21 protein-coding genes and 2 pseudogenes are annotated in these 25460 nt (G+C 35.8%); 16 read left to right on the forward strand and 7 right to left on the reverse strand.

All coding sequences use genetic code 11. The features are described 5' to 3' along the window. Nucleotides 1-45: 45 nt before the first annotated feature. The 3 genes from AAFN87_RS03240 to AAFN87_RS03250 all read left to right on the forward strand — a co-directional run bounded on the left by AAFN87_RS03240 (nt 46) and on the right by AAFN87_RS03250 (nt 1900). Nucleotides 46-441, forward strand: a complete 396-nt coding sequence (locus AAFN87_RS03240; protein WP_347789578.1) for a hypothetical protein — start codon at nt 46-48, stop codon at nt 439-441. Between the two features lie 339 nt (nt 442-780). After that, entirely contained in the window at nt 781-1272 is a 492-nt protein-coding gene (locus AAFN87_RS03245) for a hypothetical protein (protein WP_347789580.1), read from the forward strand. A 199-nt stretch (nt 1273-1471) separates the two neighbouring features. Further along, nucleotides 1472-1900 carry a hypothetical protein gene (locus AAFN87_RS03250; protein ID WP_347789582.1) on the forward strand — a complete coding sequence of 143 codons (429 nt, stop codon included), beginning with the start codon at nt 1472-1474 and terminating at the stop codon, nt 1898-1900. 156 nt (nt 1901-2056) lie between these two features. Here AAFN87_RS03250 and AAFN87_RS03255 read toward each other — a convergent pair. Further along, nucleotides 2057-3294 (reverse strand): annotated as a pseudogene (locus AAFN87_RS03255) (IS110 family RNA-guided transposase). Between the two features lie 478 nt (nt 3295-3772). Between AAFN87_RS03255 and AAFN87_RS03260 the strand changes: the two are divergent. Both AAFN87_RS03260 and AAFN87_RS03265 read left to right on the forward strand, forming a co-directional pair. After that, a complete protein-coding gene (locus AAFN87_RS03260) occupies nt 3773-4465 on the forward strand; it encodes an ABC transporter ATP-binding protein (protein ID WP_347789584.1) in 693 nt (230 codons plus the stop codon). After that, nucleotides 4462-8664, forward strand: a complete 4203-nt coding sequence (locus AAFN87_RS03265) for an ABC transporter permease (protein ID WP_347789586.1) — start codon at nt 4462-4464, stop codon at nt 8662-8664. The genes AAFN87_RS03260 and AAFN87_RS03265 overlap by 4 nt, the downstream gene beginning before the upstream one ends. Before the next feature lie 133 nt (nt 8665-8797). Here AAFN87_RS03265 and AAFN87_RS03270 read toward each other — a convergent pair. Continuing rightward, a pseudogene (locus tag AAFN87_RS03270) lies at nt 8798-9064 on the reverse strand (DUF3888 domain-containing protein); the annotation flags it as partial. 208 nt (nt 9065-9272) lie between these two features. On the opposite strand from AAFN87_RS03270, the gene AAFN87_RS03275 reads away from it, so the two are divergent. The 5 genes from AAFN87_RS03275 to glpK all read left to right on the forward strand — a co-directional run bounded on the left by AAFN87_RS03275 (nt 9273) and on the right by glpK (nt 14306). Further along, complete coding sequence (locus AAFN87_RS03275) at nt 9273-9602, forward strand: hypothetical protein (RefSeq protein WP_347789590.1); 330 nt, start codon at nt 9273-9275, stop codon at nt 9600-9602. Between the two features lie 225 nt (nt 9603-9827). Then, nucleotides 9828-10232 carry an Asp23/Gls24 family envelope stress response protein gene (locus AAFN87_RS03280; RefSeq protein WP_347789592.1) on the forward strand — a complete coding sequence of 135 codons (405 nt, stop codon included), beginning with the start codon at nt 9828-9830 and terminating at the stop codon, nt 10230-10232. 122 nt (nt 10233-10354) lie between these two features. Further along, the gene (locus tag AAFN87_RS03285; RefSeq protein ID WP_347789594.1) at nt 10355-11989 is read left to right on the forward strand and encodes a glycerol-3-phosphate dehydrogenase/oxidase; all 1635 of its coding nucleotides are present in this window, start codon (nt 10355-10357) and stop codon (nt 11987-11989) included. A 15-nt stretch (nt 11990-12004) separates the two neighbouring features. Further along, entirely contained in the window at nt 12005-12802 is a 798-nt protein-coding gene (locus tag AAFN87_RS03290; RefSeq protein ID WP_347789596.1) for an MIP/aquaporin family protein, read from the forward strand. 13 nt (nt 12803-12815) lie between these two features. Continuing rightward, nucleotides 12816-14306, forward strand: coding sequence for a glycerol kinase GlpK (glpK, locus tag AAFN87_RS03295; RefSeq protein ID WP_347789598.1), 1491 nt, complete (start codon nt 12816-12818; stop codon nt 14304-14306). A 133-nt stretch (nt 14307-14439) separates the two neighbouring features. Here the strand turns inward: glpK and AAFN87_RS03300 are convergent, their stop codons facing one another. Next, nucleotides 14440-14724 carry a hypothetical protein gene (locus AAFN87_RS03300; RefSeq protein ID WP_347789600.1) on the reverse strand — a complete coding sequence of 95 codons (285 nt, stop codon included), beginning with the start codon at nt 14722-14724 and terminating at the stop codon, nt 14440-14442. Between the two features lie 395 nt (nt 14725-15119). Further along, nucleotides 15120-15470 (reverse strand): DUF6176 family protein, encoded by a 351-nt coding sequence (locus AAFN87_RS03305; protein WP_347789602.1) that lies wholly within the window; start codon nt 15468-15470, stop codon nt 15120-15122. A gap of 347 nt (nt 15471-15817) precedes the next feature. Here AAFN87_RS03305 and AAFN87_RS03310 point away from each other — a divergent pair, with 347 nt between their 5' ends. The 3 genes from AAFN87_RS03310 (at nt 15818) to AAFN87_RS03320 (ending at nt 18566) form a co-directional block, all read left to right on the forward strand. After that, on the forward strand, nt 15818-16606 hold the full coding sequence (locus AAFN87_RS03310; protein WP_347789603.1) for an MBL fold metallo-hydrolase: 789 nt from the start codon (nt 15818-15820) through the stop codon (nt 16604-16606). A 233-nt stretch (nt 16607-16839) separates the two neighbouring features. Further along, nucleotides 16840-17160 carry an NUDIX domain-containing protein gene (locus AAFN87_RS03315; protein ID WP_347789604.1) on the forward strand — a complete coding sequence of 107 codons (321 nt, stop codon included), beginning with the start codon at nt 16840-16842 and terminating at the stop codon, nt 17158-17160. Between the two features lie 701 nt (nt 17161-17861). Next, on the forward strand, nt 17862-18566 hold the full coding sequence (locus AAFN87_RS03320) for a class I SAM-dependent methyltransferase (protein WP_347789605.1): 705 nt from the start codon (nt 17862-17864) through the stop codon (nt 18564-18566). Nucleotides 18567-18794: 228 nt separating this feature from the next. On the opposite strand, the gene AAFN87_RS03325 is transcribed toward AAFN87_RS03320, so the two are convergent. Further along, a complete protein-coding gene (locus AAFN87_RS03325; RefSeq protein WP_347789606.1) occupies nt 18795-19853 on the reverse strand; it encodes an ATP synthase beta subunit C-terminal domain-containing protein in 1059 nt (352 codons plus the stop codon). Nucleotides 19854-20295: 442 nt separating this feature from the next. Here AAFN87_RS03325 and AAFN87_RS03330 point away from each other — a divergent pair, with 442 nt between their 5' ends. Continuing rightward, nucleotides 20296-20628: an ArsR/SmtB family transcription factor gene (locus AAFN87_RS03330; protein WP_347789607.1), complete on the forward strand. Its 333-nt coding sequence runs from the start codon at nt 20296-20298 to the stop codon at nt 20626-20628. 4 nt (nt 20629-20632) lie between these two features. After that, the gene (locus AAFN87_RS03335) at nt 20633-20875 is read left to right on the forward strand and encodes a hypothetical protein (protein WP_347789608.1); all 243 of its coding nucleotides are present in this window, start codon (nt 20633-20635) and stop codon (nt 20873-20875) included. Between the two features lie 235 nt (nt 20876-21110). Here the strand turns inward: AAFN87_RS03335 and AAFN87_RS03340 are convergent, their stop codons facing one another. Continuing rightward, complete coding sequence (locus AAFN87_RS03340; RefSeq protein WP_347789609.1) at nt 21111-21419, reverse strand: YfzA family protein; 309 nt, start codon at nt 21417-21419, stop codon at nt 21111-21113. Between the two features lie 332 nt (nt 21420-21751). Next, nucleotides 21752-22150, reverse strand: a complete 399-nt coding sequence (locus AAFN87_RS03345; RefSeq protein ID WP_347789610.1) for a hypothetical protein — start codon at nt 22148-22150, stop codon at nt 21752-21754. 118 nt (nt 22151-22268) lie between these two features. Between AAFN87_RS03345 and AAFN87_RS03350 the strand changes: the two genes are divergently transcribed. Then, a complete protein-coding gene (locus AAFN87_RS03350) occupies nt 22269-25421 on the forward strand; it encodes an AfsR/SARP family transcriptional regulator (RefSeq protein WP_347789611.1) in 3153 nt (1050 codons plus the stop codon). Nucleotides 25422-25460 lie beyond the last annotated feature (39 nt).

A 25460-nucleotide genomic window follows, 5' to 3' on the forward strand; every position in this document is an offset into this window, starting at 1 on the left:
CATGTTAAAATTGATAAAAATATAATTTTGAAGTGAGATATATAAATGCAAAAAAAATCAAAGTCAATTTTTATCCTACTTGTCATCAGCTTAGTATTAAATTTATATTTTGGAATTAACAGTTATATCAAAAGTACATATACGCCGAACTTAGATGATCAGGACATTTTAGCGGAAATGACAAGCATGGTCATTCAAAGCAAACGATATAAGGAGATTGCTTCAAGAGAAACGGTTTATGCAATTAAACAAGGGGTCAATCGATTTAAAGTTGCGAATCCATCGTCTATTTATCATTATGGAATTTATGTAAAAACGGAAAAGCAGACGTATATGTTTAGCTGTACGGATAAAGCTTGTACAGACGTTTCGAATGAAGGTTGGACTTATTCAAGATATAGTGAAGAAGAACCTATATTACCTTTGGAAAAAACTGACTAATGTATTTCCTATGGTTAAGGATTTATTAGGTATACAAAACAAACCTAAAAAACATTCCCAAATGTAAGTTTGGAAATACACAAAAAGCCAAGAAATATTGTGAAACCAACGTTTCTTGGCTTTCCCTTTTAATTTTTTTATGCAGCTTTTTATGCTAAGGTATATAAACATAGCTACAATAAGAATACTTCCAGGTACTTTAGTTGAATAACCATCTTCAACAATCGGGCGCTTTTCTGAGGAAAGCGTTTTTCTTCATGAGAAGGGCCATTTAACGGAATACGAGATAATTATCGTATTTGTACTCGTAGACAATTGATAAAGGAGCAATCCCACCTTATGTTTAGTTTTTTTAATAAAGCAAAATTAAAAAAAGATAATTTAATTGGCATTGCAAAATTAATTTATCAGGATGTATCAGATGATTCATGGGATAAAGAGAACCTTACTAAAAGAAATTTAGACTTCACTATTGAAAGTATTCGATATATTGATATCTATGCAAAAAGATTAATGAATACGGAGTTTGGTACTGAACTCTTAAATAAGCATTTTGATAATTTTGCGGAACGTATTGGTGCTTATATTGGTGAGGTTATTAAAAATAACATTAATCAAGACTTTTACTGGTATGAACCTGATTCTGTACTAAATTATTCGCCCAATCTTGATAGAGAATTTAGAAATAGCAATACACAGAGTGTTCTTTATTCTAAAAAGAGGGATATGGTGATATTACCATTGAATGTGGTATCACAATTTTTGAAAGGAAACTCCCCATACAATAATCTTCTTACTTACGTAGAAGAAACGATTAAGAAAAACACTTAAATAACGCATGTTACTCAACTAACGGAGTCAATAGTAAAAGAATATTATAATTGCATTTTTAAGATTATCTTGAAATCAAGTCTTCTGTTAAAGGGCGCAATTCTTGAAGATGAATTGTGCCTTTTTCAGCAATAGGGCCAGATTCTTGAGGAAAATATTGAATTACTTATGGTAAAGTATGGTGGCGGAGGGGATAGAATTGAAAAAAATATTGATGTTGTTAGTGACGCTATTTCTATTTGCTGGTTGTTCGAACTTAACAGCCAAGAATGAAGAAAATACAGATTTACGAATTGCTGATATTTCGACTTCTATTGGTGGAGTTGGTGAAACATTTGAAAAGCAAAAGTTAAATTATGAAATAACTATTATTAATAAAAAAAATATATCAATTATTGATGACTCTATTGAAACTGTTTTAATTGACTGGATTAATGAAAAACTAATAGAACAGGAAATCACAGAGAAAAGATTTGATGAAGATAAAATAATAGTTAAGGGCTATGTAATTTTCGAGTCTAAAGATTTAACTAAGAAAGATATTATAGAAAATGAACCATTTATAAATGGAATTAAAATAAGGACTAAGAATGATGAGGAAGTCTTAATTAAACATAAATTTAATTAACTTGTGAAGTATTGCACTTCAACTAAACCAGCTAATAGAATGTCAAGAAAAACATTTTTAATCAAAAAACACTTCATGTTATACTAAAAATGTGCAACACAAATAACCCTCCTCATTCAATGTGGAAGGTTTTTGTTCTATTTGAAAATGCTGCTACTAGATGGTTTCTTGGAACGGCGTTTTCGTTTTTAAAATCGCATAAATCCAGTGTAAAAGCTTATTAGCACAAGCTATAATGGCTACTTTATACGGTTTACCTTCCTCGCGTTTCAAATCATAGAAGGCTCTTAATCGTTTATTTCGTGCAATAGTTTCATCGGTTGTTATCTTTTTACGACTATCACGAATTGAACAGCGAACGGCTGTGTAAAGCATATGCCGAAGCCTAGCTGAACCGCGTTTGGTAATGTGATTGTTCGTGCCTTTAAAGCGTCCGGATTCAAATACACTGGGATCTAGTCCCGCAAAAGCTACTAACTTTTTGGGATGATTAAACCGGTCAATTTCTCCAATTTCTGAAAGTATCGTGGCAGCGATTTTTTTCACCTACACCTGGAAGTGACTGGATTAATTCATATTCTTCGAGTTGTGCCGCCAATTGATCAATCTCACGCTCTAACGTAGACAGTTGTTGGCGGTACGCTTGAAGTAAATCAATATACATATTCAGACTAACGAGAAGGCTTTGATAAAGCGTTGACTGAAATGGGTTGCGTTCTGCGGCTGCGATTAATACCTCAGCTCTTTCATGCGGCCCAATTAAATGAACGTGCTTTACAATGCTTATCAATAAATTGTGCAATCTCTTCTACACCTGCGTCTAGTGCTGATTCAGATGTAGGGTAGGACTGTAAAGTCATTAAAGAAATCTCGGCGTACAAATCACCAAAAACTCCTATATACTCAGGGAAAACTTGATCTAATACAGCTTGAAATTGTAGCTTTGTTTGAACCATAATTCCCGTCATATTTTCGTGTTGCCTTGTCAGATGCCGAAGGTTTAAAAGCTTAATACCACGCTTTTTCTGAGGCTCTAAATCCTCTTTGTAATACAATTCACCTAAGTGATAGGCATCAATTGCATCTGTTTTAGTCTTTCGTAAATTAGAGCTTTTTGCTCGATAAGATATTAGAGGTTTTACGATTATGACAATGTACTCTCTTGCCTCTAAAAACTGTACTACTGGGGCATGATAGTGACCTGTCGCTTCTAAAACAATAGGTGGTTTCATACCTGTTTGACGCTCTAAATCTAGTAAATAAGAGTGTAACTCTTCTAATCCCTCCACCGTATGATCAACTTTCACACTGTTTTTATAGGGCATTTTTTTATCCAAGAACATTTGAACCTGACTTTCACCTTTTGCGATATCCAGGCCAACAACTGGATTCATAAATTATCTCCTCCTTAGGTAGTGGATTGACCGGTAACCTCTATCTAGCTTGTTATTCATATCTTCGCTTGTTATACGAGATCGTAATGTCCCAACCAGCCTAATCATGTGTTAACAAGTAGAGGGCGAACAGTTTAGTTGTCGGGTTCAAGTCCCACGGGTGCTTCCGTTCTACCCCGGCTACTATCAATCTATAAATTGAATAAAAAATAGTCAACCAGATTTCTCTAGTTGACCTTATAATACGAAGGGTAGCTTTAGTTCAATAACGATCTTCAACAATCGGGCGCAATTCTTGAAGATGAATTGTGCCTTTTTCAGCAAACGGGCCAATTAACGGAATTAAAGTTTTAAACATAACTGGATATTTATGTTAACTTTTAGGCGAGGTTATGGGACAATGTATTTAAACGCAACAAATTTGCACAAAATTCAACTGCCAAGTCATTCGATTGATTAATTAAAACGGAGGGATAAAATGGTTAACCTTATCACTTGTAGTCAATTAGAAAAAACGTTTGAAGGCGATGGCTCGAAAACGTATGCGCTTAAAAGCACATCACTTACGTTTGAAAAAGGCGATTTTATCGCCATTATCGGCCCATCTGGATCTGGCAAATCAACACTACTAAGCTTAATTGGTACATTAGACCAACCTTCAAGTGGGACGATTCATTATGACGGTGAAGAAGTCATCACAAAGAACAAAAATACTTTAGCCGATTTTCGCTTTGAAGAAATCGGTTTTATCTTTCAACAATTCCACCTACTCCCTACTTTAACGGTACTTGAAAATGTCATGATTGCTTTTTACGGAAGAAAAGTAAATTATGATAAGCTCGCTCGTGCGAAAGAAGTATTAATACAAGTAGGGTTAGAAGATAAATTCAACGCTCTTCCCTCTCAGTTATCCGGCGGTCAGCAGCAACGGGTTGCCATCGCTCGTGCCATCATACATAAGCCGAGCTGGTTATTAGCCGATGAGCCAACTGGAAATCTCGATAGTGAAACGGGTGAAAAGATATTCCAACTACTCGTTTCACTTCAAGAACAAGAAAATTGTGGGGTTATTTATGTAACACATGATCCCGCCCTCGCCTCTCGTGCAAAACGGATCATTACAATGAAAGACGGTGCTGTCATACATGATGCACAAGGAGTATCTGTATGATTAAATTTATTTTTCAAAATTGGTGGCGAAGGAAAGAGCGATTTTTCCTCTTACTAGTCGGTGTAATCATTATCAGTGCAGGACTAACCTATTTGGTCGGCTTATCAAGTCAAAGTAAAGGAACAGTAGTCGATACATTGCAGGAACGTTGGACTGCCTCGTATGACATTGTTGTTCGTCCACAAGGATCACGCTCCGTTACAGAAAATAAAAGTTTACTAGAGCCCAATTACATGAGTGGTCTTAGTGGCGGCATTAGTATGAAGCAATATGAAATCATTAAAGGAATTGAAGACGTTGAAGTTGCCGCTCCCATCGCGATGCTTGGCTACAGTAACTATAATGTAAATTTCGGGGATGCTACTACTTTACTTGAGCCAGGTATTTATCGAAGAAAACTAACGCAGCAAATAAACAATGGTTTAACTACTAAAGAAGTAGAGTCATATACTCACTTTACGTATCCAGATGGTGTTTGGAATTATATGAATAAGGATGGTTCTTATGGGGCAGGCGCACCGTCCATTGATTATACGGTCTATTCACATGTTTTATTAGCAGCGATTGATCCTGAACAGGAAAATAAACTGATTGGACTTGAAAATGCCATTGTCCAAAAAGGAACGAGTCGTTATTTCAACGAAACAGACCGCTATAATTTAGTAAATCGCCTCGGAAATAATTTACATGAAATTCCAATTATCGTAAATGCACAAAACTTTGTAGATTCTACAACAAATATTTCATTTGAGCGCGTGAATATTCCTTTTACACAAGAAAACGCAAACGAAACAATGGAAATGATAAGGGAAAATGGGGGGAGAGAATACTTACAATCACTTGAGACAACAGTCGTTGAACAAAAAAATTGGAGCCAACAGGATATTTTCCATCAATTTGTATCGAACACAACAGGTATCGATTGGGAATCGGGTGAGCAAGTAATAGCTGCTCCATATGAATTTGAACCAGGTCGTACAATCGGTATATTATACAAACCAAATCCAATTCAATACGAGGAAATGACAAGTCCATTCGCTGAACGCTGGCCATTTTCTTATCAAATTGTACCAGTAGAAAATGGAGACGATGCAATTGGCAGTTATCGTAATGTACAAACGTATCGTGTGCCTCATTTAGCGGCAGAGGAGTTTATTGATTTACCAAAATTAAACCCGAAATTTATCGGCTTTTATGATGCAAGCAAATTAAAGTTATCGATGGACCCAACAACTGAATTACCGATGGAAACATACCGCCCTGCTTCGGCAAAATTTGTAATGGACAACGAAGGAAATCCGATTAGCCCAGCGATCGACGTATTGCCAACAGATGACCCTTTAGACTTTTTAACGAATCCACCTGGCATGTTAACGACGTTAGAAGCGGCTGAAGCTATATTAGGTGAGTACCCCATTTCAACAATCCGAATTAAAGTAGCGAATGTTTCAGCGTTAAATGAGGATAGCCAGCAAATTTTAGAGCGGGTAGCACAAGAAATTGAAGAGAAAACGGGCTTAATTACAGATATTACATTAGGCTCATCCCCACAATTAGCCTTAACATATGTGCCAGGGTTAAATGATGAAGACGCAATTGGATGGATCGAACAACCATGGGTAAACATTGGCTCTTCCATTTCCATTTTTAAAGAGGCGAATATTGGCTTTATCGCATTAATGATTAGTGTGGTCGTTGTTGCCATTACGTACGTTTGGAGTGCAAGTATCGTCAATGTGCTCGCTAGACAAAAAGAGTTTGCGGTGCTTTTAGCAATCGGTTGGCGACCATCTCAATTATACCGAATGCTGTTATTAGAAGGTGTTTTAATTGGCCTATTTGCAACTGCCATCTCCTGGTTAATTTTAGGGATTATTAGTGTGACGTCACAAGATGCCGTGACGCCGGTACGTTTTTTATTAACAGGCCTATTTGCGCTTATGGTTTATATTATCGGTGCACTTTTACCGATGAATATTGTCCGTAAAATATCTCCGTATGAAGCGATGCGTGAGGGTGAAATTACGGTGAACGGAAAACGTATTTTACGCGCTAATTCTATTTATGCGATTGCAGCGAATCATTTCCTAACAAAATGGAAGCGCAGCGCCTTATCCGTAATAGCGATTGCTTTACCCTCAACTTTACTAGCAGTCTTTTTATATATTACTGTCCGAATGCAAGGTATCATGTTTACATCACTTCTTGGCGAGTATGTAGCATTTGAGGTCGGTACGTTCCATTACGTAGCGATTGCAATTGCCCTACTCATTGCTCTTTTAACGACCGCTGAAATTAACTGGCAAAACGTGTCTGAAAGGCAGCAAGAAATTGGTGTTTTACAAGCAATTGGTTGGCGAAGACATTCTATTCGGAAGTTGATCTTAGCTGAAGGTTTATACACAGGATTAACCGCTATGATCTTTGTTGTCATTGTTGCAACGGGAATTGTATTCTTCTTATACGGGGAATTTACCTTATTTGGTGTTACTTTAATCGTACTATCATCATTCGTTCCAATTGTAACAGGTGTTATCGGAACACTTATTCCAGCAGAACGTGCAAGCCGTTTAACCCCAATGAATGGGATTCGAGGCGTTCAAAAAACGAGTGTTAAAAAGGAAAAGCTCATACGAAGAAGTATGGTCGTTGCGATGGCCGTTTTCATTATGGCATTTGGCACAGTCATGACTCAAGTAATTATTAACATTGCTAAAACAGAAGATAGTAAAGTTGCGGTCGACTACACTCCTACTGAAGGAGGAACTGCAACACCTGTATCATCCGGCTCTACAAGTAACAATTCCACTGAAGTAGAAAGTCCAAAAGCTGATTATGTGCCTCTTTCCGCCAGTGATTATGATTTTGAAATTTCATCAAAAATAACGAGTGATGATGCACACCAAAATGACTTATTTTATTTTGAAGCGAAAAAGGTGAATGAAAGTCCATTAACGATTGAGTACACGTTTGCAACACGAGATAATCTTGGCTATTACATGAGACCAAAAATGCATCTTTATATTAAACAAAATGATGAAAAATATCGTCCGAAATCTGTAAAAATAGTAGAAGTTGTCGGGTTAGATGAGGAAAATTATTTAGAGGCATATGGGAATGGTATGATTCGAGCAGTGTTGACGTTTGAAGACATTGATCCATCGGAAGAATTCTATTTTGTATATGATAACAACAGAGAAACAGGCCGTGGATATGCGGTTCGATTTGATCCTACTGAAGGAGGAACTGCAACAACATTATCATCTGACTCTACACGTAACAATTCAACTGAAGTAGCAAGTCCAAAACCTGATTATGTACCTTTTTCCGCCAGTGATTATAATTTTGAAATTTCATCAAAAATAACGAGTGATGATACACCCAAAAATGATTTATTTTATTTTGAAGCGAAAAAGGTGAATGAAAGTCCATTAGCGATTGAATACACGTTTGCAACACGAGATAGTGGTCACTATTACATGAGACCCAAACAACATTTTTATATTAAACAAAATGATGAAAAATATCGTCCGAAATCTGTAGAAATAGTAGAAGTTGTAGGGATAAGTGAGGATTATATGTTAGATTCATATGGGAATGGAATGATGCGAGCAATGTTGACGTTTGAAGACGTTGATCCATCGGAAGAATTCTATTTTATCTATGATAACACCAGACAAACAGGCCGTGGATATGCGGTTCGATTTGATCCTACTGAAGGAGGAACTGCAACACCCGTATCATCTGGCTCTACAGCTAACAATTCAACTGAAGTAGAAAGTCCAAAACCTGATTATGTGCCTTTTTCCGCCAGTGATTATAATTTTGAAATTTCATCAAAAATAACGAGTGATGATACACCCAAAAATGATTTATTTTATTTTGAAGCGAAAAAGGTGAATGAAAGTCCATTAGCGATTGAATACACGTTTGCAACACGAGATAATCTTCCCTATTACATGAGACCCAAACAACATTTTTATATTAAACAAAATGATGAAAAATATCGTCCGAAATCTGTAGAAATAGTAGAAGTTGTAGGGATAAGTGAGGATTATATGTTAGATTCATATGGGAATGGAATGATGCGAGCAGTGTTGACGTTTGAAGACGTTGATCCATCGGAAGAATTCTATTTTATCTATGATAACACCAGACAAACAGGCCGTGGATATGCGGTTCGATTTGATCCTGAATAAGGGCTATAACCACATAAAAAATCATGCCGCTTAACTCGTAATTTTGGAGTTTGGCGGCATGTATTTATTTTGTAGTAAATAGTGAGGAGCTATCTTAATGTAACTAAAACGAAATTCAAATCAATGTGTTATTTTAAGTCATAACCTCAGGTCCAGATGAAATTTCATAGGTCATTCGGTCTTTGCCTATTGGAATCCATTGCCCTCCATCGGTAGGCTCTATTTCAAATGTAATTTGCAATAGTAAGCCACGAAAGCCATTAACTCTTCTTGTTTCTAACACTTTAATTTTTCCAAGGGACGACAATAGGCGGAAAACCCTTTATAATATTTGGATAATAATAGTTACGCAAATCTTTTCAATATAAGGAGTCGGCATATTCATAAGCATATTTGAAATAAGCACATACTTTATTCAAAAGGGGATAATACAACTAATTAATGATATTTTCACTATAAGGGAATCATATCGTAGTTGAAGTAATTCGTATTGTATACCGGATGATTATACTGGGAATTCCTATATTGTAAATAGTTGTATTAGTAACAAACCTTTACTAAAATACACTTCTATCTTACAATTATTAGTAAATATAGGGGGTGTTCGGGTGATGAATGTAAAAATAAACAAAATAACAGCTAACAATATAAATTGGATTACAAACTTATCAGAAGAATCTCAAAAAAATGTTCAGTTAAAACTTGAGTTGATGAGTAAAGTAATCGATCTCAAACAGCGAATTGAATTGATTCAATATGCTATTGATAACAACAGAAGCTCTCAAGATTCACTTCATTATATGGAACAAGTAAAACAAATAACTTTAGATCAATTAAAAGAAATAGAAAAACATCTTGTAGAAACAAAAAAACTGATACAAAGCCAATATGATTTAATTGACCAGCTAAATAAAGCTAAAATTAATTTATTTGAGTAAAGTATATATTTTCATCTTCTTATATATTTTCTTTTTTCTAATAAACAATAACAAATGAATAAATTAATAGGTGCCAAAAAGAGGTAACTTTTTTATATTCAAGTGATGTGTAATTTAAGGATCAATTTCAAGCGCACTTTCTTAAAATAATGTAGTATAATATGTATAGTGATAAGTAAATACTGCACGAATATTGTAACTTTACATAAAGAGAGGATGTCTTATATGGCTGAAAAACAACCAACATCATTTGTACAACCAACGCCAATTGGAAAAGACGAGCTAGGTCAAATCGAGGTAGCACCAGAAGTGATCGAAGTGATCGCAGGTATTGCTGCGACAGAAGTAGAAGGTGTTGCATCAACACGAGGTAATTTTGCTTCAGGTGTTGCAGAACGATTCGGTAAAAAAGTGCACTCTAAAGGTATTAAGTCAGCAATGTCAGAGGGTGGGCATATCGTTATTGATGTTTTTTGCTCTGTTAAATATGGCTACGCAATTCCGAAAGTAGCAAAAGAAATCCAAGTTGCAATTCGCCAAGCCATTTTAACGATGACATCAATTGAAACTAGTGAAGTAAACGTTCATATTACAGCAATACATTTTGATAACGCAAAAGATAGCGAATAATCTTCTTGATCAATAACGAACAGGCATGTTGAGTAATCAACGTGTCTTTTTTTTTATGCCAAAACATATAGTTATGGTAAAAATGGGGAAGAACTAGAGCAAAAATAAAAGGGGGCAAAAAAGTGAAAACATTTTCGATATTAGATAGGGAATCCCAATTGTTAGGAATATCAGATGAAGTAGTAGATTTACTTATTATCGGTGGAGGGATAACAGGTGCTGGGATAGCGCTCGATGCAGCTGCCAGAGGTCTTTCAGTCGTTCTCGTAGAAATGCAAGATTTTGCAAGTGGTACATCAAGTCGTTCTACAAAGCTTGTACATGGCGGCTTACGATATTTAAAACAGTTTGAAATAAAAGAGGTAGCAGAATTGGGACGAGAGCGTGCAATTGTTTACGAAAACGGCCCGCATGTTACAACTCCAGTATGGATGCTACTCCCTTTTCATATAGGTGGTACATTTGGACGATTATCAACTTCACTAGGGTTAAAAGTATATGATTTGTTAGCCGGTGTAAAACGACATGAACGCCGTTATATGTTAACAAAGGAAAAGACGCTTGAAGTAGAACCACTTGTAAAAAAGGAAGGCCTGTTAGGTGGAGGGATGTATGTTGAATACCGGACAGATGATGCAAGGCTCACAATTGAAGTTATAAAAGCAGCGAATGACCGTGGTGCGCATCTTTTTAACTATATGCAAGCTGTTGCAATTGATACGAAAAATCTGGCATTTACAAATGTGACTATAGTAGATTTATTAACAGGAATTAATTATGATATAAAAGCGAAAAAAGTTGTAAATGCAGCAGGCCCATGGGTTGACCGGGTACGAGCTCTTGACACTGAAGTTAGAGGCAAGCATTTAATTTTATCAAAAGGAGTTCATTTAGTATTTGATGCTTCTAATTTCCCTCTGAACCAGGCCGTTTACTTTGATACCCCAGATGGCCGAATGGTATTTGCCATCCCTCGTGCAGGTAAAACATATGTTGGCACTACGGATACATTTTACGAAGGAGATCCGCAAGATTTACGAATTACTGACGAGGACACGGCATATATTTTACAAGCAATTGCTTATATGTTCCCTACCCTAGAGCTCAGTAAAGCGCACATTGAGTCGGGTTGGGTAGGAGTGCGCCCGCTCATACATGAAGATGGTAAGAGCCCATCTGAAATTTCTCGAAAAGATGAGATTTGGCAATCTGAACACGGAGTAATAACTATAGCGGGTGGTAAATTAACAGGTTATCGCAAAATGGCAGAAAAAATAGTTGATTTAATTTGTCAACAGTTGGAAGAAGAATACAACAAAACCTATTTACCTTGTATAACAAAACATCTTCCTATTTCAGGTGGAGATTTAAGTGGCTCTAAGTATTTTGAACAATACGTCAACGTAAAGCGCGAGGAAGGGGAGATGCTTGGATTAGCGGAGGATAGTGAAAAGCTAGCTCGTCTTTACGGCACGAATACTGAAATTGTACATCAATATGTAAGAGAAGCAACTGGAGTGTTACCACCTGTAGTATACGGACAGCTTATGTATAGTATTTACAATGAGTCGGTTGCTAAACCAGTTGATTTCTTCATTCGCCGTACAGCTGCAATGTTTTTTAATATATCTTTCGTTGAGCAATATAAAGACAATGTAATTGAAGAAATGAGCGCCATTTTTAAATGGTCTGCACAGCAAAAACAAGCATACCTGGTAGAGCTAGAAGATGAAATGCGTAGGACGAAAGCTCATTAAAAAGGAGGAAATTTTTTGTCTGCTTTTTTAGGCGAAGTTTTTGGTACGATGATTCTCATAATATTTGGTGGCGGCGTTGTTGCGGGTAGTTTGTTAAAAAAATCAAAAGCTGAAAATAGCGGCTGGGTAGTTATTTCGATTGGATGGGGTCTCGGGGTAGCTATAGCGGCATATTCTGTAGGCGGTTTTAGTGGTGCTCATCTAAATCCTGCACTGACACTTGGCCTTGCTACAATCGGGGAATTTGCATGGGCAGATGTACCGCTATATATTGTAGCGCAATTGATTGGTGCAATTATCGGGGCAGTTATTGTCTTTTTTGCATATAGTGCTCATTGGGGTATTACAAATGATGCGAATTTAAAACTAGCAGTATTTTCAACGGCTCCGGCTGTACGTAATCCAGCGGCAAACGTTGCGACAGAGGTAATTGGCACGTTTGCACTAGTCCTTGGTATACTTGCTATTGGAGCAAATGAATTTACAGAAGGCTTAAATCCGCTAATCGTTGGTGCACTAGTTATCGGAATCGGGATGAGCTTAGGTGGTCCAACAGGGTATGCAATTAACCCAGCTCGTGATTTAGGTCCACGTATTGCGCACTTCTTCTTGCCGATTCCTGGCAAGCGTGATTCTGATTGGTCTTATTCTTGGGTACCAGTAGTTGGCCCGATTCTCGGTGGTGTGTTCGGGGCATTATTCTATAAACAATTTTTCTTAGGTGAAAACACGGTAGCATTCTGGATTGCATTAGTAGCCGTATTATGTGTTTTCATATTTGCATATAACTCAATGGCAAAAAGTAGAGCATAGGGGGATTTAATTAATGGAAAAATTTATTATGGCACTTGATCAAGGAACGACTAGCTCAAGAGCAATTCTATTCGATAAAAAAGGAAATGTGGCACATGTTGCACAACAAGAATTTAAACAACTTTTTCCGAAATCAGGTTGGGTAGAGCATAACGCTACAGAAATTTGGAGCTCTATTTTATCTGTCATCGCAATAGTATTATCAGAGAATAATATTCAACCTAGTCAAATAGAAGGTATCGGAATTACGAATCAACGTGAAACGACTGTCGTATGGGATAAAAATACGGGCGAACCAGTATACAATGCAATAGTTTGGCAATCCCGACAAACAGCGGGCATTTGTGAAGAGCTAAAAGAAGCGGGCTATGATGATATGGTTCGCGAAAAAACTGGCCTACTTATCGATGCCTACTTCTCAGGTACGAAAGTAAAATGGATTTTAGATAATGTAGAAGGCGCACGTGAAAAGGCAGAAAACGGGGATTTATTATTCGGAACAATTGATACATGGCTTATTTGGAAACTAACAGAAGGTGAGGTACACGTAACCGACTATTCAAATGCTTCACGTACACTCATGTATAATATTTACGATTTAAAATGGGATGACGAATTATTAGATATTTTAACAGTCCCTGTTTCGATGCTACCAGAAGTGCGTCCTTCTTCTGAAATATACGGAGAAATTTCAGAAAAGCATTTCTTCGGTAAAACAGTCCCTATTTCAGGTATTGCAGGCGATCAACAAGCAGCATTATTCGGGCAAGCATGCTACGACAAAGGTATGGTGAAAAACACGTACGGTACGGGTTGCTTCATGTTAATGAATACGGGAGAAGAGGCAGTTCGTTCAAAGCATGGGTTGTTAACAACAATAGCATGGGGCGTAGATGGTAAAGTTGAGTATGCGCTAGAAGGCAGTATTTTCGTTGCTGGTTCAGCTATTCAGTGGCTACGTGACGGGATGCGCATGTTAAAAGACTCGCCGGATAGTGAAAGCTATGCGACAAAGGTTGAACATACAGATGGCGTATATGTTGTACCAGCATTCGTTGGCTTAGGCACACCTTACTGGGATAGCGACGTACGTGGTGCAGTATTTGGCTTAACACGTGGCACATCGAAGGAACATTTTGTACGTGCTACTTTAGAATCACTAGCATACCAAACACGCGATGTTTTAGACGCGATGCAATCCGACTCAGGGATCGACTTAAAAACATTACGTGTAGACGGCGGCGCGGTAATGAATAACTTTTTAATGCAGTTCCAGTCTGATATTTTAAATGTGCCTGTAGATCGCCCAGCAGTTAATGAAACAACTGCACTTGGAGCAGCCTATTTAGCAGGGCTAGCAGTTGGCTTCTGGGAAAGTAAAGAACAAGTAAAAGATCATTGGAACTTAGATAAAAAATTCGAGCCAAATATGGAAGAAGAGCAACGTGAAGAGCTATTTAATGGTTGGCATAAAGCGGTAAAAGCAGCACAAGCATTTAAATAAAATTAATAAAGGCGTGTGAACTCAATATGTTCACACGTCTTTTCGTTTGAAGAAAAATATTAATTATTAAAGAGCAAAGATAAATAACTCGAGAAATTCAATCAATCGCTAATGCACTTCTCGTAGTCATTATTTATTGTTCACTTTCTAATCGTTCTGCTAATTGTTGGAGGTATAGAGTGTATTTTACGAGAGCAATTGGGATGAGTGTGAAAATGCAAATGGTTGTGATTAGTAGTATAGATATGTCTTGTACATTGTAAACGAAAGCATAAATTAATCCTATTACTGCAAATAACAAAATGACTAATAAGGACGGAAATCGAGGGAATAAAAAACTAATCAAGCCACCTACCATCATAAGAATCATCACTAATACAAAAAAATGCCAATTGTTTAGTAAGAAAAATAACAACATCTCTAATACCATCCTCCCTTTGGAATGCAGCAATTTATCGAAGTAATATTTTATTCCGAAGTTACTGCAATTATTCTATTCAGAAAACCTCATGTATTTTAGTTTATTCATGAAAACTATTAATCATAACTAAAATATCACATTTGAGGCATAGGAATATTTAAGTAAATATATGGAACGGTAGTAGAGATGAGTGAAGTGTTGTCTATTATTAATTTGTTAAAGATATTTTGCGGCGTAAATAAAATAGTATGCAATGGTTTGCAAAATAGAGTATTAACTTCAATGCAATTACGCTAAGTGAACTAATAAAATAAACCTGCTCCTGCATTTCCACGTAGGCGAGATTCGAAAAAGGTTATCTTCTCATCTTGGAAATCACGCCTCGAGAATTGTTAATCTACCATTGCATTTTGTACTTTTTTAGGGATCATGATAACCTCTGTTTCTAAATCGACTGGTCGATAAGTTGAATCAATACAAGCATCCCAATATTCTAAATGCTTTCTATCAATCCAATGATCAGAATCATCGACATCTATTCCGCCTTGCCCTCGAACAGAGTACCAATACAAAAATTCTTGCCCATTGCTAACTTCTCTAAATATTGTTTCCACATACATTTTTTCTTGCTCTAACGTAACTAATACGTCCTTCATATTGGCATTTAAAAATTGTAACCATTCCGTAACTGTGGAAGACATGCCTTCTTTCACTCGATAGCGAGTACATTCAACCATTAACATAAAACCAGCTCCTTGATATGTGATAAAACAAACAAATTGAATGAATGTTTGTTTATATAATGATATTTATGTAAATATCTACATAAATATATTTCGTTTTTTGAGATAAGTCAACCTTTATATGGACCTATTGGTATTATTTGTGAGATAATGCAGGTTGGAGCTTGGGTGATTTATTTGTCAAATCAATCGCTCTAGCGCACGAGTATTTATGCTGTGTAGTACTGTCTTATACGACTCGTAATTGTTCATGCAAGGCGCGATTGATAAAGTAATTTCTATCTAATGCAGTACCGCAACCTGCCAAATGATCACCATCTATTTAATAGTTAAGGAGGTTTTAATTAATGGTTAAAATTATGGATTCGTGGTTTACTGTAAATCAATTAGATGATACAACATTTGCTATTAGTGAATATGGACATTGGGAAAAAGTTCATTCTTATTTATTAATTGGTGAAGAGAAAGCTGTACTAATTGATACGGGGCTTGGAATTGATAACATCAAGAGGATTACTGACCAGCTGACAAACTTACCGATTATTGTTCTAACAACTCACGTCCATTGGGATCATATTGGAAGTCACGGTGAGTTTAAGAATATTTATGTCCATAAAGATGAGGAAGATTGGCTAATTAATGGTATTAAGAAACTTCCAATCGAGCAAATTAGAAAAGATGTAAGCCGTGATATAACAATACCCACTCCAAAATCTGTTAGTCCAGACACTTATAAACCCTTTCAAGGAAAGCCAACAGGTTTATTAAATGATGGAGATGAAATAGAAATAGGTAATAGGAAATTGACTATTTTCCATACTCCTGGACATTCTCCTGGTCATATTTCAATTTTTGATAATCGTTGTGGTTATTTATTTACAGGTGATTTGCTTTATGATAAGACTCCAGTTTATGCTTTTTTCCCAACAACCAATCCAACTGAGTTAGTGCAATCGTTAAAGAAAATAACCGATATTCCCAAAGTAAAGAAGATTTTTGGTGGACATAATACAATTGGCCTTGATGCAAGTATTCTGCAAGAAGTGAGAAATGCAGTTAAAGAGCTTATAGAAAAAGACTTGGTAAGATTCGGGACTGGAATACATAAATTTGAAGGATTTAGTGTGCAATTTTAATCATTCTAGTTGTATTAACTGAGCAAAATGCAAAGATTTTTTCTATGATAATAATGTTATTTAAGTTCATACAACTAAGTAAATAAATTAAAGTGAGGGTTTGAATTGAACACATTTATCAATAATGGTTTTGACTTTATGGAGTTTATTGCAATTAATGATATTAGCGAGTCAGATTATCACCCTATCAAAGGTTCGTACATTGTTATTAAGTCGAATAATAAATATTTAATGTGTTACAACAAATATCGAAAACAGTGGGAATTACAGCTGGAAAACGAGAAGAAGGCGAGACACCTCTTGAATGTGCACTACGTGAATTGCAAGAAGAAACTAGTCAAAAGGCAACCGATTTGACCCTAAGAGGTTTACTAAAATCGATTAATAAACAAGATGGGCAAATGAAATATAATCCTGTATTTATAGGAGAGGTAAAAGAATTGGTACCATTTGAGGAAAATGAAGAAATAGCGGCTATTACTTTATGGGATTTAAAAACAGACATTGGTCGAATTGATGAGTTAGATTTCCGACTTTTTAGTTTTGTAGACTAGGGTCAAATAAAGGCTGTTATTATTGAACAATTTGGTAGACCAGAAGTATTACACTATTGTGATGTGCCAATGCCTCACTTAGAGAGCGTGAAGTCCTTATCCAAACAACTTATACGAGTTTCAACTATGCAAATATAAAAAATCAGATATAGAGTAAAGCAAAAGGTGGATTTCCGATGACGCTCTGGTGTTGTAGATGAAAAAACACTGGCAACGAATAATCTTAACAGCGAAATATTGCCAAAAAAGTCCGTGGATTTAAACTTGCGAGTGAAAAAATATTAATACTAACGATTATTAGAGTTCACGGGATCATGTTTACTGTGATTTTTTTATTTATCTCAACAAAGCCGTCCATTTATAAATGTCACATACTACAAAAAAGCAAGTAGTAGGATACTCGGCAATTGTAACGGTGTTGTAATACTTGTAATACACAGCGTGCTTTGGGAATTTTTGCACCTCATTAATAGTTATTAAATGAGGCTACATTGTAATTATTGATGAGATAATGCTATGCCATTAACTTATGTCTACAAATTAATGTAAGGTATGTAAAGGCTATATACGATCAAAAAAAAATGCAAAGACACATTGTGCATTTTAAAAGAAATTATATTTATGTAATATGGATGTAACCAACTACAAGACCTATTTTTTTACAATTAAATAGTAAATAACATTGGAATGGTGGTTGAATTATGAACGAATTTATTACGAGTAGCGAAGATGTTTTAAATATGTTAGATGATTTACTACGCGATCCTACTGAATTTTGGAATGAGTTTTACAAGGATAGAACAAAGGAAATTCCATTTTTTATTAATGCACCAGATGAAAACTTAGTTAGTTATTTTACAAAAAATATTGTACAGGCAGGGAGAGTGTTAGAGCTAGGTTGTGGGGCAGGAAGAAACGCGATTTATTTGGCGCAGCAAGGTTGTTCGGTTGATGCAGTTGATTTATCCGAAACTGCACTTTTTTGGGCTAGGGAACGAGCCGCTGAGAAAAAGCTAAATATTCAATTCATTCATGGAAATTTATTCAACATGGATTTCCCGGAAAATAACTATGATTTTATTTACGATTCAGGTTGTTTCCATCATATTGCTCCACATCGACGTTTGCATTATGTTGAAATTGTGCAGCGCGCTTTAAAGCCAGGGGGGCATTTTGCACTTAACTGTTTTGCTGAAAATGGTGTATATGGTGGGGCGGCATTGTCTGACTGGGATGTTTATCGCAATCGCAGTTTGCAAGGCGGGTTAGGTTATACGAAAGAAAAGCTGCAGTCCATATTTAAAGATTTTCAAGAAATCGAAATTCGCGAAATGCAGCCAATTGAAAAACCGAATGCACTATTTGAATTAGAAGGTTTTATTGTTAGTATTTTTCGAAAGGGATAATGAAGAATAACAAACAAAGAAATACAATGGATTCTATTTACGGAAAATGATCAAAAAAAGAAACTAGTAGCACAAGCCATCATTTGGATTATGCTACTTTTCCATTGTGGCAATAATTTATTAAACTTCATATTATCGTTGATTGATCAAAGTTAAGATAATTTGATTAATAAACCCCAAATTAAAGCAATTAACACTTATGTGCCGACGAAGACCTCTATCTCAATTCTAGGATTGTAAACTACCAATAAATACTAGTTCTGATACATCTTTAAAATCGAAAGCACCGTTCATAATTTCTTGTACATCTTTCAAAGTAACTTGAAGGCTAACAGATTGGCCAACCTTTTTTGTATAAGGTTCGGTAATATAAAAAGGCTGAGTTAAATATGCTTCAAGCTTTTCTCCTCTTTCATATGTTTGTAATTCAGATGTCGGAATTCGTTCAATCCCGCTAACATTCACTAATGAGCGGAGTTCCCGATAGCGGCGAAGAAGTTTTAATGCTTTTTGTTGAATTGTAAAATGCTCCTGTTCTAGATGAGCGCCTTCGAGAACAGATGATGTTGAACTAAGAGGATTAACGGCTGGATAGCGATGTCTTGCAGCAAGATCAGCATCGAATTGCCATAAGGTTTCAAGTGGTCCATAAGGTAAATCTTCGTCAACAACTTCGCCTGTCAAATCAACGAGAAAAGTTGTAACAGAATGAATTCCAACCCCTTGAAGATTCTCTTGCAGTTGTTGGATGCCTCCTGTTATTACATGGGTTCTGTCTGCAACGAAAATAATATCTTTGTCTCCACCAATATTCGCGATACTCTCATACGTGTCTTCAATTGTGTTTGTAATGATTTCAACATTTTCAACGAGATCGTTTAAACCTTGGTGTTCACCCTCGGGCATTAAAAGGATTGTTTTATATGCTTCATTTTTAAATCGATAGAGCAGTTCTGCTAATACAACGAGCTGCCCCATTCCAGGGCGCGCAACCAAACCGACAGTACCTCCTTTTGCTAATGGAGCAAATAAATCTAAAGTTTTGATTTTAGTTTCAATCATCTCAATTTTCTCTCCTCTGATAATCAGTTCATCCAAACTGCAATCGGCTAAAGATGCTAGGGCAACTAAAGTTCGAACCTCAGCTCTGCCAACAGGTATTTTTCCTGTGCATAGGTTAGAAACGGTAGCTGGTCGCAAGCCAACTTGCCGGGCAGCACTTGTAAGATTTGGTACTTTCCTGCGTAGTAAGCTTACGTTTAATCTTAAGTCATCTAACTTTTCCATAATTAACCTCCTTTGAATTATATAGTAAATTAAATGCGATTATATTGCAATAAAAATTACTCTTGAATGTAATTTTAATTACTCTTATAAGTAAAAGTATGCGGCACTATCAATGGTAATTTGCTTTAATTTAGGTTATATAAAAGGAAAAGGTTGATTTACAACGTTAAGGAATCGGCTGCGTATGCAAGATTTTATTCAAAACTTGCGCTAGTTCAGTTTCTTTTGAACATCGCTAAAACCTTGTTATATATAGCTTCAATCAATTGTGCATAAAAAACTGTATATGGATGAAATAAAGGAAAAACACTTAAAACATTGATATAACGATGTTTTAAGTGTTTTATTGTACCCCAAAACTTTGATTTGGGAATGTTTAATTGAATACTTTTGTATTTACTGATATTGACAAAATAAACTATATGTAATAAATTCATTACATATGAAACATATTAATAATGGCGATGAATTACTTTTGTTTTTGGAAGCTTTATCTAATCCTCATAGATTAAGAATTATTAGCATTTTGTCTAATGGTAAACAGTACGTTAGTCAGCTTGCTAGAGAGCTTGGTATGAGCAGACCTCTTTTGTATTTGCATTTACAAAAGCTTGAAGAAGCAAACATTGTTTCAAGCAATATGGAATTACTAGAGAGTGGTAAAGCTGCGAAATACTATATGCTAAATTCTTTTGAATTACGGTTAAATGAGGAGCTTATTTCAAAGTTAGAACCAACGCTTACTCTCAAAAAAAATAAGAAGATGGAGGATTAAATCAATGTCTCATAGTGCTACAAGTGTAAATGTAGGAGATATAGTGGCAACAATCTTTACGTTAGGATTTATGATAATTCCAATTATTTTAGTCGTTTTAATTTACAGAGCATACAAGAAAAATGGGAAACGTGCAGAGGAACGATTAAATGTTGAAAAACAACAAACAATTAATTTACAAAAACAAGTAGATGAATTAAATGAACGAGTAGGTAAAATCGAAAGTTTATTAAAAGAAGTAGATTAATAGCTAACAAAAGCCTTTTTCCGAAATGATTGGAGAAAGGCTTTTAAAGTTCCCAAAGTGTGGTTTGGTAACTTACTGATCATAAACAGCCAAAAACAAACACTCCAATTCAATTGAATGGGGTGTTTGTTTCCATAACTTACATTTGGTAACGTTTATTAAATTTATTTTGTATGCTTTAAAATCATTGTTGCTCTAAAGCAACCTTTGGCATAGGAACATCTTTTCACAAACTTTATTCATTTTCAGTGACTTTAGGTGAAAAAACGTTTTTTACCGCACCTATTATTCCAGGCACTAAAAATACGATACCAAAAAAGACTGTAAGTAAATTGAAATGTGGTGTTTCATAAAAAGTAAACCACTCTCTGAAAATCGAGGATTCAGTAATTCTTCCAAATAACGTTCCATCAATATCTCTATAATTAGGTATCCATCTTGTTGCTTCACAAATAATAAAGACTATTTGTGACAATAAAAATACACCAATAGAAGATACCCAAGTTCTTTTCAAAAATGGAATAGGATTTTGTTTATTAACCAAGTAATAGTCCCCCCTCTCCAATAAATACCATTTATATAGCTATACGCAAAATTAAGGTACAAGTTTCATTATTAAACATAATTCACCTTTTTTATTCTAAAAATCTCTAATTTATTATTGTTTATTTTTTTATTGGACTAACGACGGGTTAGTTAAATAAAAAAAATGCACCCAAAGCATAGTGACAGGAATTAACTAGCACCAGTTGAATGATAACCAAAATAATAATAGTAATTTACTAAGAAAAATGACGACTATTTTGTTATTCAGTACCCGTATTAGTGATGGACCATTCTTTTGTTGATCTCAATAGAATAAGTATGAATCGCCTCTTAAGCGCTTTTTCCTAAATTACGCAATTTCCATATGCTGAGTCCAAAGATCAGGCCAGCAGATAAGAAAAAGGCGTGGAATAACATTGCCTCAGGTGAAAAAAGAGTTTTGTAGGAAAAGTCACCAAAACTAGCCAAAATAAATGAAGTAGGAATAAAGAAAACAAGCATACATCCTAATGGATAGAACAAAAACTTGTATTGTTTGGTTACTTTATCAATGAGGGTAATGACCAATAAATAGATAGGACATGCAATTATGAAAAACGCTATCGCCCCCCAAAACAAAACAGCGAAAGTATCTCCGCCTAATGTTTGATCCCAAACGATTTTCAATGTAAGAATATAACATCCAATACCAGCTAAATATGAAAGTATTGCTGCCACAACAAAGTGCATAATATTTTCCCCCTTATATATTTTCTTCTAGTTTAATATACTTCTAGTGAATGAATTTCTGTAGATTATTAACAAATATGCTAAAATAAATAATAATTAGCTAAAAGGGGTGAAGCGGATGGAGCATATTTTTGTTTCAAAGTTGATTCCTCCGACACCGGCAAAATATTATTTGCGACGGGCGCGGTTGATGAAAAAACTTGCTGATCGTCATCATGCGAAGTGTACTATTTTGAAGAGTAGTGCTGGCTACGGTAAAACATCCGTGTTGAGTCAATATGTCCACGATCAAAAGTTACGCTGCGCATGGTATCAAATTACGGCAGATGATGATGCGGTTTATCCGTTTTTTAGACATGTTATTTTTAGTATTCAGCAACAAATTCCGAGCTTTGGTCAATCGATGAAAGGCTGGGATATGACGTTAAAATTCCATAATGCTGAGGAACTGCAGCAAGTAGCGAAGCAATTGGTGTATGAATTGCACTTAGTACCAGAGCCTCTTACGATTGTTTTTGACGATTTCCATCATGTACATCACGTATTTTCTATTAACTTTATTATGAATCAAGTAATCTTACATCTACCTTCTCATATTCATATTATTATTGCTTCAAGAAAAATGCCGGATTGGAATTGTCTGTTGACGATGCGCATGAATGGACAACTTATAGAATGTCGAGAAGAAGATTTTGTTTTTTCAGCAGAAGATATACATTTTTTATTTGATGCGTATTTTAACCGCCAATTAACGGCTGAAGAAATACACTTTGTAATGCAAATGACAGAAGGCTGGGCAATAGCGATCATGTTACTTGCCTATCAAGCTAAATATACGAATAAGCAGCTTATTGACATTGCCCAACGTTCTGTAACCGATTTTTTCTCGTATTTATCAGAAGAAGTATTTGAAAAGTTAGATGAAGCAACTCAGGTATCGTTATTGAAATTAAGCACTTTTTCAACATTTTCGTTACAGCTGTTATCAGAATTGTACGGGGAACAATGGTGTAATGAAATAAGAGATAAACTGCCGTCAATAGCGTTTATAACACAGCTAGCTGGCACGGAAGATTATCGTTTTCATGCATTGTTTCAGCAATTTTTACAGCAACGATTGCGCGAGCGAGAGCCAATATTATTTGAGCAATATCATTCGGAAGCAGCAAGTTATTTTGCACAAAAAAATTTGGGTGTGCAAGCAGTATCACATGCTGCGGTGCTACGTAATGCACAGTTGACCGTCGAATTATTAATTCATTTTGCACCACAGTTCATTACAGCTGGGCAATTTGATTATTTACTAGATCATATAAAAGAAATTCCTGATGCAGATAAAGTGTATACGCTTAGTTATTACGAAGGGGAATGTCAGCGTTACCGAGCGCAATATGAAAAGTCGAAACAAGCTTATTTGAGGTGCTTAGAGCAAGCAAGAGAAAAAGAAGACGTGTTATTAGAAATTAGATCGCAAGTAGGGCTAGCGAATATATATCTTGATACGCTACAGCCTGTATTTGCAGCACCCCATTTGGAGGCGGCGATTACTTTATTACCGCATGTTGATATACAAGAGAAAGAGCGTCAAGCGGTATATGTACAATTTACTGAAAACTTAGTGAATCTTGGTAAGGCGGGTGAGGCTGAGCGCTGGGTAGTAGCTAATGCGATTTCAACTGAAGCGCTACGGCTGCATAATATTGATGTACGAATGTTACTTAGACAAGGGAAATTACAGCAAGCTAAAGATCTATTATTAAGTAGGTCATTGCACCAAGAAATATGGCAGGAAGCACATCGAACATCAGAACTATTACTCGTACTAATTGATGTACTAATTGGAGAAAATGAAGCCGCATTTACTCGAATAATTAATATGAATGAAGAGTACCAGCTTGAGATGCCATTTACTCAAGCGGTTACGCATCTACGAAAAGGACTAACTTTATTACAATTAGTTCCGCAAAATTTAGAGTTTGCAAAACAAAGCTTCGACAAAACGCTACAATTGATGGATCAAATTCATGTTAAACGTGTAAAAGCTGAATGTTATATGGGGTTAACTTTGCTTTATAGTAATCAGCCAATAGAAGCAAAACAACATGCTTTGAATGGTTTAAATGAAACGAATAAAGTACAAGATCACTGGATGTCAGCGTTACTCATGACGGCATTGGGAAAAGTGCTAGCTGAGGTCGGTGAATTTGAAGAGGCGTTACATTATATAAATCAAGCGAAGCAATTTTATATGCAATGTGAAGATGATTATGGTCAAATGATTGCCGAATTTTGGTTAGCGTATATTGCGTGGAAGCAAGGCGATATTTCTTTGTTACAACTGCATTACTCCCAATTTATACATTGGTGCATAACACAAAATCATTTTTACTTTGTACAGAAGCGCACTCTCTTTGGGCCGGCGCAACGAATTGTTTTTCAACAACTTCATCAAGCCGCGCAGCTTAGTAATACAAATGAATTTGAAAAATTAGCAAAGCTAGCCCCATATTCAACTGTAAGTAATATGTTTCAAATTACGTTTTTTGGACCAGTCGAAATAAAACAAGGCACTATCGTTATAGAAGACAAAGCTTGGAAACGAATGAAGGCGAAGGAGTTATTTTTGTTTTTTTATTTGCAGCGTCAACATTTTGTGTCTAAACAGAAATTAACTCAAGAGCTTTGGGATAATGAAGTTGATACGATGAACAACGATTTTAAAGTAGCGTATAATGCGCTATTAAAAACGTTAGAGCCGAATCGAACAGCGCGTGAGGAAAGTAGTTTTATAGAACGTAAGCAGCAATTGTATCGTCTTGATACGACGTGGATCACTAGTGATTTGGAGCGTTTTGACCGGTTTGCTGAGCTTGGCCTACAAGAAACACAAGCAAAGGCATCAAGTGAATGGCTACAACTAGCAATGTCCCTCGTTACAGGTGAGTTTTGTGCTGATTTAGACAGTGAATGGGTGTCACTCCCTCGCGACTATTATAACGAACAAATCATAAAAGTAATAGAGCGTCTAGCACAAAATTATATTCGTTTAGAGCAATTTGACGATGTGATTGAGTGGGCAACTCGTCTTGTATCAATAGATGAATCATATGAGGAAGGTTATCGCTTGTTAATGCTCGCATACTATTATCAAGGAAATCGCTACAAAGCATTACGTATATATGAAAAATGTGTGGATGCTTTAAAGCGTTTTTATAATATTGCCCCAATGGAAACGACAGAACAACTATATGAAATGATACTGAAAATGTGAAATGAGGGGGGAGCTAGAGAGTTTTTACTTTCTGGATAC

This window comes from Solibacillus sp. CAU 1738 (assembly GCF_039888725.1).
In the GTDB taxonomy this organism is placed as follows: Bacteria; Bacillota; Bacilli; order Bacillales_A; family Planococcaceae; genus Metasolibacillus.